12 protein-coding genes are annotated in these 15,835 nt (G+C 70.8%); 5 read left to right on the top strand and 7 right to left on the bottom strand.

Going from position 1 to position 15,835, the window contains the following annotated elements; translation table 11 throughout:
• Positions 1-15 precede the first annotated feature (15 nt).
• Positions 16-717, bottom strand: a complete 702-nt coding sequence (locus RM479_RS22245; RefSeq protein WP_311513703.1) for an HAD family hydrolase — start codon at positions 715-717, stop codon at positions 16-18.
• A 291-nt stretch (positions 718-1,008) separates the two neighbouring features.
• Entirely contained in the window at positions 1,009-4,482 is a 3,474-nt protein-coding gene (metH, locus tag RM479_RS22240) for a methionine synthase (RefSeq protein ID WP_311513702.1), read from the bottom strand.
• A gap of 423 nt (positions 4,483-4,905) precedes the next feature.
• On the opposite strand from metH, the gene RM479_RS22235 reads away from it, so the two are divergent.
• Positions 4,906-5,742, top strand: a complete 837-nt coding sequence (locus RM479_RS22235; protein ID WP_311513701.1) for a PAC2 family protein — start codon at positions 4,906-4,908, stop codon at positions 5,740-5,742.
• A gap of 428 nt (positions 5,743-6,170) precedes the next feature.
• Here RM479_RS22235 and RM479_RS22230 read toward each other — a convergent pair whose 3' ends face one another.
• The 3 genes from RM479_RS22230 to RM479_RS22220 all read right to left on the bottom strand — a co-directional run bounded on the left by RM479_RS22230 (position 6,171) and on the right by RM479_RS22220 (position 8,774).
• Positions 6,171-6,587: an ABATE domain-containing protein gene (locus tag RM479_RS22230; protein WP_311513700.1), complete on the bottom strand. Its 417-nt coding sequence runs from the start codon at positions 6,585-6,587 to the stop codon at positions 6,171-6,173.
• A gap of 163 nt (positions 6,588-6,750) precedes the next feature.
• Positions 6,751-8,082 (bottom strand): sensor histidine kinase, encoded by a 1,332-nt coding sequence (locus tag RM479_RS22225; RefSeq protein ID WP_311513699.1) that lies wholly within the window; start codon positions 8,080-8,082, stop codon positions 6,751-6,753.
• Positions 8,079-8,774 carry a response regulator transcription factor gene (locus RM479_RS22220; RefSeq protein WP_311513698.1) on the bottom strand — a complete coding sequence of 232 codons (696 nt, stop codon included), beginning with the start codon at positions 8,772-8,774 and terminating at the stop codon, positions 8,079-8,081. Before RM479_RS22220 ends, RM479_RS22225 begins: the two co-directional genes overlap by 4 nt.
• Positions 8,775-9,046: 272 nt before the next feature.
• Here RM479_RS22220 and RM479_RS22215 point away from each other — a divergent pair, with 272 nt between their 5' ends.
• Genes RM479_RS22215 through RM479_RS22200 form a run of 4 tightly spaced genes read left to right on the top strand, consistent with a single transcriptional unit; the run spans position 9,047 to position 13,954 of the window.
• Positions 9,047-10,255, top strand: coding sequence for an ABC transporter ATP-binding protein (locus RM479_RS22215; RefSeq protein ID WP_311513697.1), 1,209 nt, complete (start codon positions 9,047-9,049; stop codon positions 10,253-10,255).
• Between the two features lie 5 nt (positions 10,256-10,260).
• Entirely contained in the window at positions 10,261-11,622 is a 1,362-nt protein-coding gene (locus RM479_RS22210) for an ABC transporter substrate-binding protein (RefSeq protein WP_311513696.1), read from the top strand.
• A gap of 56 nt (positions 11,623-11,678) precedes the next feature.
• A complete protein-coding gene (locus tag RM479_RS22205; protein WP_311513695.1) occupies positions 11,679-13,046 on the top strand; it encodes an ABC transporter permease subunit in 1,368 nt (455 codons plus the stop codon).
• Positions 13,043-13,954, top strand: a complete 912-nt coding sequence (locus tag RM479_RS22200; RefSeq protein ID WP_311513694.1) for a carbohydrate ABC transporter permease — start codon at positions 13,043-13,045, stop codon at positions 13,952-13,954. The genes RM479_RS22205 and RM479_RS22200 overlap by 4 nt, the downstream gene beginning before the upstream one ends.
• Before the next feature lie 769 nt (positions 13,955-14,723).
• Here RM479_RS22200 and RM479_RS22195 read toward each other — a convergent pair.
• Both RM479_RS22195 and RM479_RS27635 read right to left on the bottom strand, forming a co-directional pair.
• Entirely contained in the window at positions 14,724-15,602 is an 879-nt protein-coding gene (locus RM479_RS22195) for an IS982 family transposase (RefSeq protein WP_311513693.1), read from the bottom strand.
• Positions 15,603-15,708: 106 nt separating this feature from the next.
• The gene (locus tag RM479_RS27635; RefSeq protein WP_449590056.1) at positions 15,709-15,816 is read right to left on the bottom strand and encodes a hypothetical protein; all 108 of its coding nucleotides are present in this window, start codon (positions 15,814-15,816) and stop codon (positions 15,709-15,711) included.
• Between the last annotated feature and the right edge of the window lie 19 nt (positions 15,817-15,835).

Here is a 15,835-nt window from a genome sequence, read left to right as displayed (position 1 = left end):
GAAGGCCGTCGGTACTCAGCGACCGGCGACCAGGGACTCCAGCCACTCCAGGTCGACGCCGACCAGGCTGTCGCGGAAGACCACGCCCTCGCGCGGCGGGATCTCCACGTGGTCGGGCACCGCGACCGTGACGCACCCCGCGTCGGCCGCGGCGGTCACACCCACCACCGAGTCCTCGAAGGCGACGCAGCGCCGGGGATCGACGCCGAGCCGGCGCGCGGCCCGCAGGTAGGGGTCGGGGTGAGGTTTGTTGGCCTCGACCTCGTCCCCCGCCACCGAGTCGTCGAAGCTCTCCAGCCCGATGCCGCCGATCGCGTCCTCGACCAGTTCCCGCTCGGTGGAGGTGACCAGCGACACCGGCACGCCCGCGGCCGACAGCAGCCGCACCAGGTCCTTGGCTCCGGGGCGCAGCTCGGCGCCCTCGGCCAGCTTGGCGCGGAACCGGGCGTAGAGCAGGTCGGCGACCTCGCGCGGGGAGAGGTGGTGGGCGCCGGTCAGCTCGATGATGTAGCGGCCCACCGGTTCGGCGGCGTTACCGATGTTGGCGGCGTGGTCGTGTTCGGTCCACACGCCCCCGAGCGCGGCGACGGTCTCCGCCTCGGCCTCGCCCCACAGGTGTTCGCTCTCGATGAGGGTGCCGTCCATGTCCAGGAGCACCGCCTGGAGGCGGCGGCCGGTCGCGGCGGTCTCAGGGTGCGGCGTGCTGGGTTCGGTCATGAGCTCGGTGGTGGTCCGGGCCGGACGCACCACGCTCTCCCCTCGTGTGCAGTGCTGTCGTGTACGGACGTCGCCCCCGTCACGGCCCGGACGGGACCGGCCGCCGGTCCCATCGTGGCGGTGGTGGGACGATCGCCCGTGAAGTCGGGCCGTCGCCGTCCTTTCCACCGTACGAATTCTCGCCCCGCCGCGCAGGACGAAAAGTGACGAAACGGTCGAGAGGTGGCCCACACTCCGGACACGACCGTGGCCGGGCACCGGGCCCGGCCACGATCACGTCCTCGACGAGGATCAGACGTTGAAGTAGGTCGCCTCCGGGTGGTGGACCACGATCGCGTCGGTGGCCTGCTCGGGCACCAGCTGGAACTCCTCCGACAGGACCACACCGACCCGCTCCGGCTCCAGCAGGCGCATGATCTTGGCCCGGTCCTCCAGGTTCGGGCAGGCACCGTACCCCAGCGAGAAGCGGGCGCCCCGGTAACCGAGCTTGAAGAACGCCTCCAGTTCGGCGGGGTCATCGCCGGCGAAGCCCAGTTCGGCGCGCACCCGCGTGTGCCAGTACTCCGCCAGGGCCTCGGTGAGCTGCACCGACAGGCCGTGCAGTTCGAGGTAGTCGCGGTAGGCGTTCCTCTCGAACAGCTCGGCGGTGGCCCGGCTGATGGCCGACCCCACGGTGACCACCTGGAAGGAGACCACGTCCAGCTCCCCCGTATCCTTGGGCCGGAAGTAGTCGGCCAGGCACAGGTGGCGGTCGCGGCGCTGACGCGGGAACGTGAAACGGGTGCGCTCGGTCACCCCGTCCTCGTCCAGCACCACCAGGTCGTTCCCCTCGCTGTAGCAGGGGAAGTGGCCGTGCACGACCGCGGCCTCCAGCAGGCCGTCGGTCTGGATGCGGTCCAGCCACATCCGCATGCGCGGTCGGCCCTCGGTCTCCACCAGCTCCTCGTAGGAGGGGCCCTCGCCGCCCCGGGCGGCCTTGAGCCCCCACTGGCCCATGAAGGTGGCCCGTTCGTCGAGGAACGCGGCGTAGTCCGCCAGCGGGATGCCCTTGCTGATGCGGTCCCCGAAGAACGGCGGGACCGGCACCCGGTTGTCGGTGGCCACGTCGCTGCGGGTCGGCATCTCCTCGGGTTCGGTGACCTTCAGGGTGGCGCCCCGCTTGACGCGGCGCTCACGCAGCCGCGGCAGGCTCGCGCCCTCCTCGCCGCGCTTGACCGCCATGAACGCGTCCATCAGGCGCAGGCCCTCGAAGGCGTCCTTGGCGTAGCGGACCTCGCCGTCGAACACCTCGGCCAGATCCTGTTCCACGTAGGAGCGGGTGAGCGCGGCGCCGCCCAGCAGGACGGGGAACCGCTCGGAGATCCCCCGGGAGTTCATCTCCTCCAGGTTCTCCTTCATGATCACCGTGGACTTGACGAGCAGCCCGGACATCCCGATGACGTCGGCGCGCTCGCGCTCGGCCGCCTCCAGGATCGCCGAGACCGGCTGCTTGATGCCGATGTTGACGACGTCGTAGCCGTTGTTGGACAGGATGATGTCGACGAGGTTCTTGCCGATGTCGTGGACGTCGCCCTTGACCGTGGCCAGGACGATGCGGCCCTTGCCGTCGGCGTCGGTCTTCTCCATGTGGGGTTCGAGGTAGGCCACCGCGGTCTTCATGACCTCGGCGGACTTCAGGACGAACGGGAGCTGCATCTTGCCGGAACCGAACAGCTCGCCGACCGTCTTCATCCCCGAGAGCAGGGTGTCGTTGACGATCGCCAGGGCGGGCCTGCCCTCCAGTGCCTCGTCGAGGTCGGCCTCGATGCCGGCGAGTTCGCCGTCGATGATGCGGCGCTCCAGACGCTCCCACAGGGGCAGCGCGGCCAGCTCCTCGGCGCGGGAGGCCTTCATGGACTTGGCGTCCACGCCCTCGAACATCTCCATGAACCGGGAGAGCGGGTCGTAGTCGCCCTCGCGGCGGTCGTAGACGAGGTCGAGGGCGACCTTCAGCTGGTCCTCGGGGATCTGGTTGATCGGCACGATCTTGGAGGCGTGCACGATCGCCGAGTCCAGGCCCGCCTGGACCGCCTCGTTGAGGAACGCCGAGTTCAGCACGATGCGGGCGGCGGGGTTGACGCCGAAGGACAGGTTGGACAGGCCCAGGGTGGTCTGGACCTCGGGGTAACGGCGTTTGAGCTCGCGGATGGCCTCCAGCGTCTCGATACCGTCGCGCCGGGTCTCCTCCTGGCCAGTGGTGATGGGGAAGGTGAGGCAGTCGATGATGATGTCGCTCGTGCGCATCCCCCACTCACCGGTGATCTGGTCGATGAGGCGGGACGCCACCCGGACCTTCCACTCGGCGGTGCGGGCCTGGCCCTCCTCGTCGATGCACAGGCCCACGACGGCGGCGCCGTGCTCCTTGACCAGGGCCATGATGCGGGTGAACCGGGAGTCGGGGCCGTCGCCGTCCTCGTAGTTGACCGAGTTGACGACGGCGCGTCCGCCCAGCGACTCCAGACCGGCCTCCAGCACGGGGGGCTCGGTGGAGTCGAGCATGACCGGCAGGGTGGAGGAGGTCGCCATCCGGGAGGCGAGCTCGCGCATGTCGCGCACGCCGTCGCGGCCCACGTAGTCGATGTTGAGGTCGAGCAGGTGGGCGCCGTCGCGGATCTGGTCGCGGGCGATCTCCACACAGCCGTCCCAGTCCTCGGCGAGCATCGCATCGCGGAACTTCCTGGAACCGTTGGCGTTGGTGCGCTCACCGATGGCCAGGTAGCTGGCGTCCTGGCGGAAGGGGACGCTCTGGTAGAGGGAGGAGGCCGCGGCCTCCAGGATCGGCCTGCGGTTCTTGATCCCCCGTCCCTGCACCCGCTCGACGACCCGGCGCAGGTGCTCGGGGGTGGTGCCGCAGCAACCACCGACCAGGCTCAGGCCGAACTCGGACGTGAAGGTGTCGTGGGCCTCGGCCAGCTCCTGCGGCGTGAGGGAGTAGACGGCCCCCTCGGGGCCCAGCTCGGGCAGGCCGGCGTTGGGCATGCAGGAGACGGGCAGGCGCGAGTAGTGCGACAGGTAGCGCAGGTGCTCGCTCATCTCGACCGGACCGGTGGCGCAGTTGAGACCGATCATGTCGATGCCCAGCGGTTCCAGGGAGGTCAGCGCGGCGCCGATCTCCGAACCGAGGAGCATGGTGCCGGTGGTCTCGATGGTGACCTGGGCGATGACGGGGACGTCCCTGCCGAGCGCCTTGCGGGCCCGCTGCGCCGCGACCACGGCCGCCTTGACCTGCAACAGGTCCTGGCAGGTCTCGATCAGGATCGCGTCGGCGCCGCCGTCGATGAGACCTCGGGAACACTGCTCGTAGTAGTCGCGCAGGAGCGCGTAGGGGGCGTGGCCGAGCGTCGGCAACTTGGTGCCCGGCCCCACCGAACCCAGGACGTAGCGGGGCTGGTCGGGGGTGGAGAAGGAGTCGGCGGCCTCACGGGCGACGCGGGCGCCGGCCTCCGCGATCTCGTAGGTGCGGTCTTCGATGCCGTATTCGGCCAGACCGGCGTAGTTCGCGGAGAAGGTGTTGGTCTCGATGCAGTCCGAGCCCACCGCCAGGAAGGCCGCGTGGGTGTCGTGGACGATGTCCGGGCGGGTGACGTTGAGGATGTCGTTGCATCCCTCGTGCCCTTGGAACTGGTCCAGGTCGAGATCGTGCGCCTGGAGCATGGTCCCCATCGCGCCGTCCGCCACGACGACTCGCTGGGAGAGCGCTTCACGGAAGGTCAGGCGAGCTTTCATATTCCGCAACTCTAATCTCGGGGCACCCGGAGGATCCGGTGCGCGACCCCCGTCTTCCCCGTCGATTCGCGGTGAGAAGGGTGCCCGTGCCGGTGCAGTCCGGCTCTCCCCGTCCCGTGGGCGCCCCCGAGCAGTGGCGGGCTCGGTCGGACCCGTGGAACAGTGGCGGCGAGGCCGCCGGGCTGGTCACTCACTGAACCGATCCGTGGTGCGATCGGGTCGATGCGGCCGGGACTACGGTGTCCGAATCAGTCGCTGCCCCGAGGCTACAACATCCGCCGTTTCGCAACGTGGGTCAGGTGCTCGCACCGGTGTCCCCCGGGGTGTCCGGGAGCGTCGGCGTGAGGAGTCCGTATAACCGTTCCCTCCGCGGGGTGCCACCCCATAGGGTGGATTGCGTTCGCGTCCAGGAAGGGGCCGCCGATGACCAAGCTCACCCGGGAACTCGTGGACCCGGTACTGGTGGCTGCGTTCGAGGGTTGGAACGACGCCGGAGAAGCGGCGAGTCTGGCCGTGGAGCACCTGGCCCGGGAGTGGGACGCCCAGGAGCTGTGCGCACTCACCCCCGACGACTACTACGACTTCCAGGTGACCCGGCCGCGTTTGACGGTCGTGGACGGGCTGGTCGGCCCGGTCGAATGGCCCACCACCCGTTTCCGGGTGGCCACCATGCCCGGCGGGCGTGACGTGGTGCTGGTCACCGGCCCCGAGCCCAACATGCGATGGCGCTCCTACGCCGCCGACCTCATGGCGGTCGCCCGGGGACTGGGCGTACGGCGCGCCGTGATGCTGGGGTCGCTGCTGGCCGACGCCCCGCACACCCGGCCGATCCCGGTGACGGGCATGGCGTCCCCGCGCGAGCTGGGCGCCGAGTTGGGGCTGGAGGCCACCACCTACGCGGGGCCCACCGGCATCGTCGGCGTGGTGCACGAGGCGTTCTCCACCGCCGGGGTGGAGGCCGTGTCCCTCTGGGCGGCCATCCCCCACTACGTGGCGCAGCCGCCGTGTCCCAAGGCGACGTTGGCGCTGCTGGCCTGGGTGGAGGACTTCGCGGGCGCCACGGTGCCGCTGGGGTCGCTGCCGGAGGACGCGGCGTCGTGGGAGGCGGGGGTCAACGACCTCACCGCCGAGGACGAGGACATCGCCGCCTACGTGCGGGGCCTGGAGGAGGCCAAGGACACGGCGGAACTGCCGGAGGCCTCGGGCGACGCGATCGCCCGCGAGTTCGAACGCTACCTGCGCCACCGCGACGACGACTGAGACCCGTGTCACGGGTGTCCCCGCCCGGTCCCGGATCCCCGGGGCCGGGCGGCGGCGTTGGGCGCCGGACGTACGACCGCCCGATCACCGAAGGCCCGATCATCGAAGACCCGAGGACGAGAGGGTCCACCGGTGGTCGGTCCACTCCCCCGCCTCCACACCCGCCCGGCCGCGCTCCTCGCACGGGCGGGCCGAGTCACCCCTCCGCGGGAGCCCGCGCCCCCCCACCCCGCGGCGTGGGCGGGGACGGCTTCCGGGATCGAGGGGAGGACGAGCGCGGCGGCGACGGGACCGGGCACGGGTGCCTCCCCGGACGGGCGGTGACGGCCGTGTCCCGGCCCGCGGAGGGCCCGCCCTCGCGCGGAGGGCGTCCCGTCAGGGTCCGCCCGGATCCCCGCCCACCGATGGCACGCGTGGACCGCCCCGGATCAGTGGCGCAGGTGACGCCACTCGCCGGTGGAGAGCACGCTCGCCCAGGCGCCGGCGATACGGGCCAGGCCCCGCCGCACCTCGTCCACGACGGCGGGGGCGAGCTGCTCGCGTCCGGGCTGGAGGCGCACGGTGACGCGGAGGCCGTCGAGCACCTTCTGGCCGCGGGCGAGCACCTCGGGGTCGGGTTCGGGGGCGTTCTCCAGGACGGCGCGGATCCCCTCGCGCAGGGCGATGGCCTCGTCCAGGTCGGCGAGGGTGATCGGGATGGCCCCTTCGGTCGCCAGGCGGTGGGCGCGCAGGAACCGCGCCAGTCCGGCGCGGTCGCCGAAGGCGGGACCGGTGGAGACGAAGGCGGCGATGAGTTCGGCCGCGGGACTGATCCGCACGGGGGTCTGGGTCTTCATGGGGGTCATCCCACCACGCCTCGCTACCGGATTCCGGCGAATAACGGGGTCGGTGGCCACAGGTGGTCACCGTACACGCGCACATAGCAGCGAAAAAGGACGAAGTGCCCCTGATGACCCGAGAAGTCAACGCTTTTGCGCCGACCCGAAACGGGGCCGAAGTGCGGACCGTTCAGCCGGATCGACGCAGACGCCACGCCAGGGGCTGATCGGCCTCGTGCGGGACGCCCACCTCCGCGAAGCGGGCCCGCACCCGAGCCCCGCCCAACCTTCCGCGTTCCAGGTGCACGGTACCCCCGGTGGCCTCCACGGCGTGCCGCACGATGTCCAGTCCCAACCCCGTGGAACCCACGCCGCTGGCCCCGCGCCGCAACGCCGACGCCGGGTCGGCGAAACCCGGACCGGCGTCCTCCACGTTCAACGTCACCCACCCGGCGTGCCGGACCACGGTCACCGACAGCGGACTCCCCGCCGGGGTGTACCGGAACACGTTCCCGACCAGGGCGTCGAGCACCGCAGCGCAGTCCTCCGGGAGCAGCGCCACCCGGGCCGGCCCACCGGGCAGGTCCACCTCCACCTGTCGCCCCTGGTCGCCGCCGAGCATGGACCAGAACCCCATCCGTGAGCGCACCGCCTCGGCCAGATCGCATTCGCGTTCCCCCGCGAGCGACCCGGCGCGCGGACGCACGTTGCGGATGATGTCGTCCACGTCCCGTTCCAGGGCCGCGATCGCGTCCCTGATCCGCTCGCCCTCCGTGTCGGGCAGGAACTCGGCGTCCAAACGCAGCGCGGTCAAGGGGGTGCGCAGCCGGTGGGAGACGTCGGCGGCCATCTCCCCTTCCTTGGAGAGCAGATCCTGGACACGCTCGCCGATCGCGTTGATGGAATCCCCGAGCACCACCAGATCACGCGGGCCGTGCACCCGCACCCGGGCGTTGAGTCTGCCCTCACCGATGCTCACGGCCGTCATCGCCAGCGCGCGCAGGGCCCGGAGGGCGGGCCTGCTGAGCCGATCCGCCACGACGACCGCACCGAGCACCGCGAGCACCGCCGCGAGCACCAGACCGGCCAGCACGGGCAGGACCTCGCCCAGAACGGTGCCCGCGGGCAGGTACACCTCCACCACGGCGACCTCCCCCTCGGAGGTACGGGCCGCCGACAGGTGCACCGTGCCGCCCTCCACCCGGACCGGGCCGACCTCGCCGACACGCGCCGCCTCCACGTCCTCGGCCGCCGAACGGCTGGCACCGACGGCGGGGCGGCCGGGCAGGTGCACGGCGGCGTGCCCGCGCTGCCCGGCCGGGACGACGGCCAGCACCCGGTGCAGGGCGTCGGGGTCGGCGTCCACCGACACCGCCGTGGCGACCAGGTCGGCCTGGAGCATGACCCGGCCCTCGACGCGTTCGCGGGTGTCCCACCACAGCCACGGCGTCGCCACCGCCAGCATCACCACCGCCACGAGGGCGGTGGTCAGGGTCACCAGACGCGCGAGGAGGTCCCTCACCCGGGTTCCACCATCTTCAGACCGACGCCGCGCACCGTGCGCAGGTAGCGGGGATGCCCCGCGCTCTCCCCGAGTTTGCGGCGCAGCCAGGACACGTGCACGTCGATGGTCTGGTCGTGGCCCACCAACGGGTGCTGGTGCCAGACCGTCTCCACGAGTTCGCGACGGGTGACGACCTTGCCGACGTTCTCGGCCAGGTGGGCGAGCAGGTCGAACTCGCGGCGGGACAGGTCCAGGACCCGGCCCTCCAACACCGCCTCGCGCCGTTCCAGGCTGATGACCAGATCGCCCACGACCAGATCGGCCCGCTCGTCGTCGCGGGAGGGGCCGCGCGAGGACCGCCGCAGCAACGCGTTGATGCGCGCGGCCAGCTGCGTGCTGGAGAACGGTTTGACCACGTAGTCGTCGGCGCCGTCGTTGAGCAGCCGCACGATCGTGGGCTCGTCGCCGCGCGCCGTCGCCACGATCACCGGGACATCGCTGTACCCCCGGAGCATGCGCAGGGCCGAGGCGCCGTCGAGATCGGGCAGCCCCAGATCGAGGATGACCAGATCCGGGGTGTGCTCGGTGGCCTCGCGCAACGCCTCCAAGGCCGTGCCCACCGGGTGCACGACATGACCGAGGTGACTCAGGGCCCGCATCAGGGCCCCGCGCACCATGGGATCGTCCTCCACCAACAACACCGTCGCCATGCGCTCACGTTAACCAAGGATGAAGCGACGCACGAGCCCCGAGACACCGAACGAACAGGACGAACGCACCGGGAACCCACCGAACGGGGAGGAGGGGCCGCCGGTTTAAGTCGAATGAGACGGTGAGTTAAGGCTTCCTTAGGGTGCCCCGCATTACTGTCAACTCACGTCGCCGCAGGGTGGCGGGGGTCACATGACAGGTCCACCCGCCCCGGCGACACCGGTTCGACGGCGGCCCCGGTCCGGCCGCCACCATTCTAGACGGAGACGCAGTGGCGGAGATAGTGATCGACGGCCTGGGCAAGGTCTACACCGACGGGACCAGGGCCGTGAACGACCTGCGCCTGGACATCCAGGACGGCGAGTTCCTCGTCCTGGTCGGCCCCTCCGGGTGCGGAAAGACCACCGCCCTGCGCATGATCGCCGGGCTGGAGTCGATCAGTGAGGGGACGATCCGCATCGGGAACAGCGTCGTCAACGACGTCCCCCCGCGGGATCGCGACGTGGCCATGGTCTTCCAGTCCTACGCCCTGTACCCGCACCTGAACATCTTCGAGAACATCGCCTTCGGGCTGCGCCTGCGCAAACTCCCCAAGGCGGAGATCGAGGAACGGGTGCGCGAGGTCGCCCGGATCCTGGAACTGGAGGAGCACCTCCAACGCAAACCCGGCAACCTGTCCGGCGGCCAGCGCCAGCGGGTGGCCATGGGGCGGGCCATCGTCCGCCGGCCCCGGGCGTTCCTCATGGACGAACCCCTGTCCAACCTGGACGCCAAACTCCGCGTGCAGATGCGCGCCCAGATCGCCCGCATCCAGCGCGACCTGGGAGTGACCACGGTCTACGTCACCCACGACCAGACCGAGGCGATGACCCTGGGCGACCGGGTCGCCGTGATGAAACGCGGCGTCCTGCAACAGGTCGGGCCACCCCAGGAGCTGTACGACCACCCCCGCAACCTGTTCGTCGCGGGTTTCGTCGGCTCGCCCGGCATGAACCTGCTCACCGCCTCCCTCACCGACGACGACGGACACTTCCGTCTGCGCCTGGGCGACCAGACCCTCGACCTGCCCGAAGGCCTGCTGCACCGACGGCCCGCCCTGCGCGGCTACGCCGGGGCCAAGGTCGTCCTGGGCATCCGCCCCGAGGACATGGAGGACGCCGCGATCGTCGGCGCGACCGAGGGGGCGACCCTCACCTCGGTGGCCGACCTGGTCGAGGCCATGGGCTCCGACGTCCTGGTCCACTTCCCCCTGGACGCCGACCCCGTCGTCACCGAGGACACCCGCGAACTGGCCCGGGACGTGGGCGCCGACGACACCCTCTCGGCCGGTTCCGAGGGCGTGGTCCTCGTCGGTCGCTTCAGCCCCCGCACCCACGTCTTCGAGGGCCAGGACATCACCATCGCCGTCGACACCGAGAGGCTCCACTTCTTCGACCCGGCCAACGGCAAAGCCATCCACGACCACGAATCCCAGGAGTGATACCCATGACGTCATCCCCCTCTCCCTCGTCCCGTCCCGACCTCGCCACCCGGCGCGATCCGCGCCGTACCGCGCGCCGGGCCCCGGCGGTCACCGCCGCCGCCCTGGCCCTGGCCCTGGCCGCCACGGCCTGCGGTGGCGGTGACGGTTCCGACACCGACCTCGGATCGGTGAGCCTGGAGATCGTCGGCCCCTGGGCCGGCGACGAACAGGAGGCCTTCGAGAAGGTCCTCGACCTGTTCGAGTCCGAGACCGGCGCCACCGTGACCTACAGCGGCGTGGGGGACGAACTGCCCACCGTCCTCCAGACCCGGATCCAGGGCGGTGACGTGCCCGACGTGGCGCTCATCCCCCAGCCCGGTCTCCTCCGCCACTTCGCCTCAGAGGGCGCGCTGGTGCCCCTCACCGACGAGGTGATCACCGACATGGACGCCCACATGGCCGACGCCTGGCGCGAGATCGGATCCGTGGACGGACAGGCGTACGGCGTCTACCTGAAGGTCACCAACAAGTCCCTCGTCTGGTACAACGACGACCTCTTCCAGGAGACCGGCGCCGAGGTCCCCGAGACCTGGGACGAGTTCACGGAGCTGTCCCGGAACCTGGCCGACGTGGGCGTCAGCCCGCTCTCGGTGGCGGGTGCCGACGGCTGGGTCCTCACCGACTGGTTCGAGAACGCCTACCTCCAGATCGCCGGCCCGGAGAAGTACGACGCGCTGAGCGCGCACGAGATCCCCTGGACCGACCCCAGCGTCCAGGAGACGCTGGAGACCCTGGCCGAGGTCTGGGGAGAGCCGGACCTGCTCGCCGGCGGTACCGCCGGCACCCTTCAGACCGACTTCCCCACCTCGGTGACGAACGTGTTCAACGACGACCCCTCCGCCGCCATGGTGGTGGGCGCCGACTTCATCGGCGGTGTGGTCTCCTCCAGCACCGACTCGGCCGTCGGCGAACAGGCCCTGCACTACAGGTTCCCCTACATCGCCGGGGACGGTGAGGCCGTCGTGGTGGCCGGCGACGCCGCCGTGGCCATGACCGATGACGAGGCCACCATGGAACTGCTGCGCTTCCTGAGCTCCCCCGAGGCCGCGGGCGCATGGGCCGCCCAGGGCGGGTTCGTCTCGCCCAACCGGCACGTGACCACCGACACCTACGCCGACCCGCTCACCGGCCAGGTCGCCGAACAGATCATCACCGCCGGCGACAACATCCGCTTCGACCTGTCCGACCTGCAGCCCGCCGCCTTCGGCGCCACCATCGGCGATGGCATGTGGCAGGCCCTCCAGGACTTCCTGGGCGACCCCTCCGACGTCGAGGGGACCATGGAGCGTCTGGAGGCGGAGGCCGCCGAAGCCTACGGAGAATGACGAGCCCGCTCCCGTTCGCTCCCGTTCCCGCTCCCGCATCCACGACCAGGGTTGACATGATCACCGATGACACGCTCCCCGCCGGTGGCGACACCGGCGGGGGCGCCGCCCCGCCCCCCGGGGGACCCGTATCCGACCATCGACCGGGCCGCCTGCGCCGACTGTTCGGCCCGGCCGCACTGTTCCTCCTGCCCGCCCTGCTGTTCCTGGCGGTGTTCCTCGCCTACCCGGCCGTGTACTCCGTGGTGCGCAGTCTCTTCGACGGCTCCGGAGACCGGTTCGTCGGGCTGGACAACTACCAGCGGATGTTCACCGACCAGCGCACCTTCACCGCGATCCGCAACACCGGGATCTGGGTGCTGGTCGCCCCGGCACTGGTCACCGGGCTGGGGCTGATCCTGGCGGTGTTGACCGAACGCATCCGCTGGGCGACCGCCTTCAGGATCCTGCTGTTCATGCCGATGGCGATCTCACTGTTCGCCTCCGGCATCATCTTCCGGCTCGTCTACGACGAGAGCCCCGAACGGGGCCTGGTCAACGCGGCCGTCGTGACCGTGCACGACGTGTTCGCGGCCCCCTCGGAGTACCCGGGCGCCCGCCCCCAGGAGGGGCTGGCCGCGGACCCGACCCTGGGCGGGTACACCACCACGAGCGCCCACTCCCCCGGAGACGTGGTCACCCTGCCCCTGGTGGGCATCCGCCCCGGCATGCTGCCCGAACAGGCCGCCGCGGCGGACCTGCCCGAGGCCGAGCCCGACGTCCTCCAGGGGGTCGTCTGGCTGGACTCCGCCCTGGGCGGGGAACCCGGCGTCATCGACGAGGGCGAGAACGGCATGCCCCGGGTGACGGTGCGCGCGCTGAGCGGGACCGAGGTCGTCGCCACCGTCACCACCGGCGACGACGGACGGTTCGTCCTCCCCGACCTGGCACCAGGCGAGTACACGCTGCACCTGGCGGAGGAGAACTTCACCGAACCCTTCAACGGGCTGACCTGGTTGGGGTCCGGCCTGATCACACCGGTGATCATCTCCGCGTGGGTGTGGATCATGACCGGTTTCGCGATCACGTTCATCGCCGCCGGGCTCGCCGCCATCCCCCGCGACGCCCTGGAGGCCGCCCGGGTCGACGGCGCCACCGAATGGCAGGTGTTCCGCAAGGTCACCATTCCGCTGCTGGGACCACTGCTGCTGGTGGTGTTCGTGACCCTGGTGATCAACGTCCTCAAGATCTTCGACCTGGTGTTCGTCATCGCGCCCGGGTCGGTCCAGGCCGACGCGAGCGTGATCGCCCTCCAGATGTGGCAGGTGTCCTTCGGAGCGGGCGGCAACCAGGGGTTGGGCAGCGCGCTCGTGGTCCTGCTGCTGATCCTGGTGCTGCCGATCATGTACTTCAACATCCGCCGATTCCGCAAGGAGCGCTCGTGAGCACGCCGACCCGGAGTACACCCTCCGTCGTCGAGGTGTCGGTGTCCGGAGCCCCCCGCCGGGGTGCCGTCAGCCGACTCGTCGACCGTCTCGGGAACGGGACGCTCCAGTGCGTTCTCGTGCTGATCGCCCTGTTCTGGATGACCCCCGTGGTGGGGTTGCTGTTGGTGTCGTTGCGGTCGGAGTCGGCCAACACCAACAGCGGGTGGTGGACGATCCTGCTGGAACCCACCGAACTGACCCTGAACAACTACGAGAGGCTGCTGGACAACCAGGTCGTCCTCCAGTCGTTCCTCAACACCGTGTACATCTCGGTGCCCTCGACGGTGCTGGTCGTGTTCATCGGGGCGCTGGCCGCCTACGCGCTGGTGTGGCTCGACTTCCCCGGGCGCGACTGGGTCATGGTGGGCGTGGTGGGATTGCTGGTACTGCCCATCCAGGCCTCGCTGATCCCGATCTCACAGATGTACGGGGCGATGGGGATCTTCGGGTCGATCACCGGGGTGATCCTGTTCCACGTCGCGTTCGGGCTGCCGTTCGCGGTGTTCCTGCTGCGGAACTTCTTCGTGGGGATCCCGCGCGACCTGCTGGAGGCGGCCCGTATGGACGGGGCCGGGGAATGGCGGATCTTCCGCAAGGTGGTCCTGCCGGTGGCCCGACCGGCGCTGGCGTCGCTGGCGGTGTTCCAGTTCCTGTGGGTGTGGAACGACATGCTGGTGGCACTGGTGTTCACCAGCCCGGACGCGGCGCCGCTGACCGTGGCGTTGCGCTCACAACTGCGGCAGTTCGGGAGCAACATCGACCTGCTGGCGTCGGGGGCGTTCCTGTCGATGGTGGTGCCGTTGGTGGTGTTCTTCGCCTTCCAGAGGTACTTCGTCCAGGGGGTGTTCGCGGGCTCCACGAAGTGACGGTGTCCCGCCCCGGGTCCGGCCGCGGAGAGCGGCCGGACCGACCACACACCGTCGGGCGCCCTCCCCGACGGTGAGGGCGCGTCCAGCCCGATGCGGCACGTGCCACACCAGCGGCCCCGCGGCCCACACTCCCGGTCATCTCCGGGCCGCGGGGCCGCCTTTCGCGTGCCGCGGTCGGACGGAGGCGCGCCGGTCGGGAGCACACCGCGCCCGGGGGTGCGCTCATGGGAGGGCCATCCCTGGTACAGCCCTCTCGGGTGAGTCCGTGACCTCTCGGTCCCGGTGACTGCGTGGCCGGTTCCGCGAGCCGTTCGACGACCACGATGAGTTCCGCCCTCCCCGCCGGGCCGAGGCCGTCCGACCGGCTCAGGGGACACGCCCCGTGGCGAGCCGATCGACCAGCCCTGTCGAGGCCACGGTCGCCGACGCCGACCGGCTCGCGGGAAACGGCACCCGCACGCCACGCGGATCCTCGCCCGCGCCCGGCCGCGCGTGATGTGGGCCTGCTGACGTGACGGATACCGCGATGACCCCGTCGCACACCACGGCGGAGACGAGATCGTCACCACCTCGAAGGCGCCTTTCCCGGCGCAGGGGTCGACGGTGGTCCTCGTCGGGTCCGTTCGGGGACGACGACGGGGATCGGCGCCGGCCTCTCCCCGACCCGCGCCATCCCCGCCCATGGCGAAGGGGCCGTCCCACGGACGTTCCCGTGCAACGGCCCCTCACCACCGCACGCGCTCGCGTGCGGTCCTCCTCAAGCGCCTTATGTGGGTTTGTTGGTCGGTTTGAGCACGACCAGCCAGAGCGTGTGCGCGCACAGTACCGCCGCGGTGCGGGTCAACAACCCCCAGAAGGTGTGCGCGCCGTGCCGGGCCAGCCCCATGATCTCGGTGATCTCGCCGTTGGTGGTCTCGATTCGGTTGCGCAGCACCGCCACCGGACGCCAGTGGGAGGCCGGGGCGGTGCGGCGCTCGGCCCGGGTCGGGGCGAGCACGACCCGGGTCCCCCGCTCGGCCTGGGCCCGGGCGAAGCCCCGCCCGGCGAACCCGCGGTCCAGCAGCAGCCCGACGGGCGGGGCGGCCTGCTCCAGCAGGTCCTGGGCCACGCCCCGGTCGTTGACCGCGGCCCGGGTGATCTCCCAGGAGCGCACGATGCGGCTGTCCAGGTCGCAGCGCAGGCCCAGGCGGAAGCCGTAGAACCACTCGCCGTGGGCGACGTCGCGGCCGAACCCCGCAACCAGGTCGTTCGGTCCCGCCCAGGAGTCGGGGCCGCGCACCCGGGAGGGGTGCTTGACCGGCAGGGCGGTGGTGTCGATCTGCTGCCAGGGGTCCTGGCCGACCTGGGCGGCCAGGTGGGTGCGCAGCAGCTCGAAGGCGCCCCAGAGCCAGCGGGTGCGGCGGTTGACCTCGCTTTGGTGGGGCAGGCGGGGGAAGTAGTGGCTCCAGTCGGCGCGGACCTGGCGCAGCCAGGCGTGCTCGCTGGTGGAGCCGTGCAGGTGGCGGGCCAGGGCGATGGTGAGGATCTCGGCATCGGTGCAGGCCGGGGGCGGGCCCGGACGTGCGGGGATCGGCATCGTCCGGTCCTTGATCGCGTCATCTATGAGGACGTAGAGGTGGACGAACAGCCAGTTGAGGGGCAGCATCGGAACAGGACCTCCGGGCGCGGGAAAAGCTTCTCACTCTTCTCATCGCTCCGGAGGTCCGCTATATGTCAACCCACATAAGGCGCCTCAGCCCTGGTTCAACCCGTCAGCCCTGGTCCAGCAGGCGGGCGCAGCGGATCAACCCCAAATGCGAGTACGCCTGCGGATGATTGCCCAACGCCCGCTCGCTCACCGGATCGAACTCCTCGGGCAACAACCCCGTCGGACCCGCG

The organism is Nocardiopsis lambiniae (assembly GCF_031845465.1).
In the GTDB taxonomy this organism is placed as follows: domain Bacteria; phylum Actinomycetota; class Actinomycetes; order Streptosporangiales; family Streptosporangiaceae; genus Nocardiopsis; species Nocardiopsis lambiniae.
This window is presented reverse-complemented; position numbering and strand designations above follow the sequence as displayed.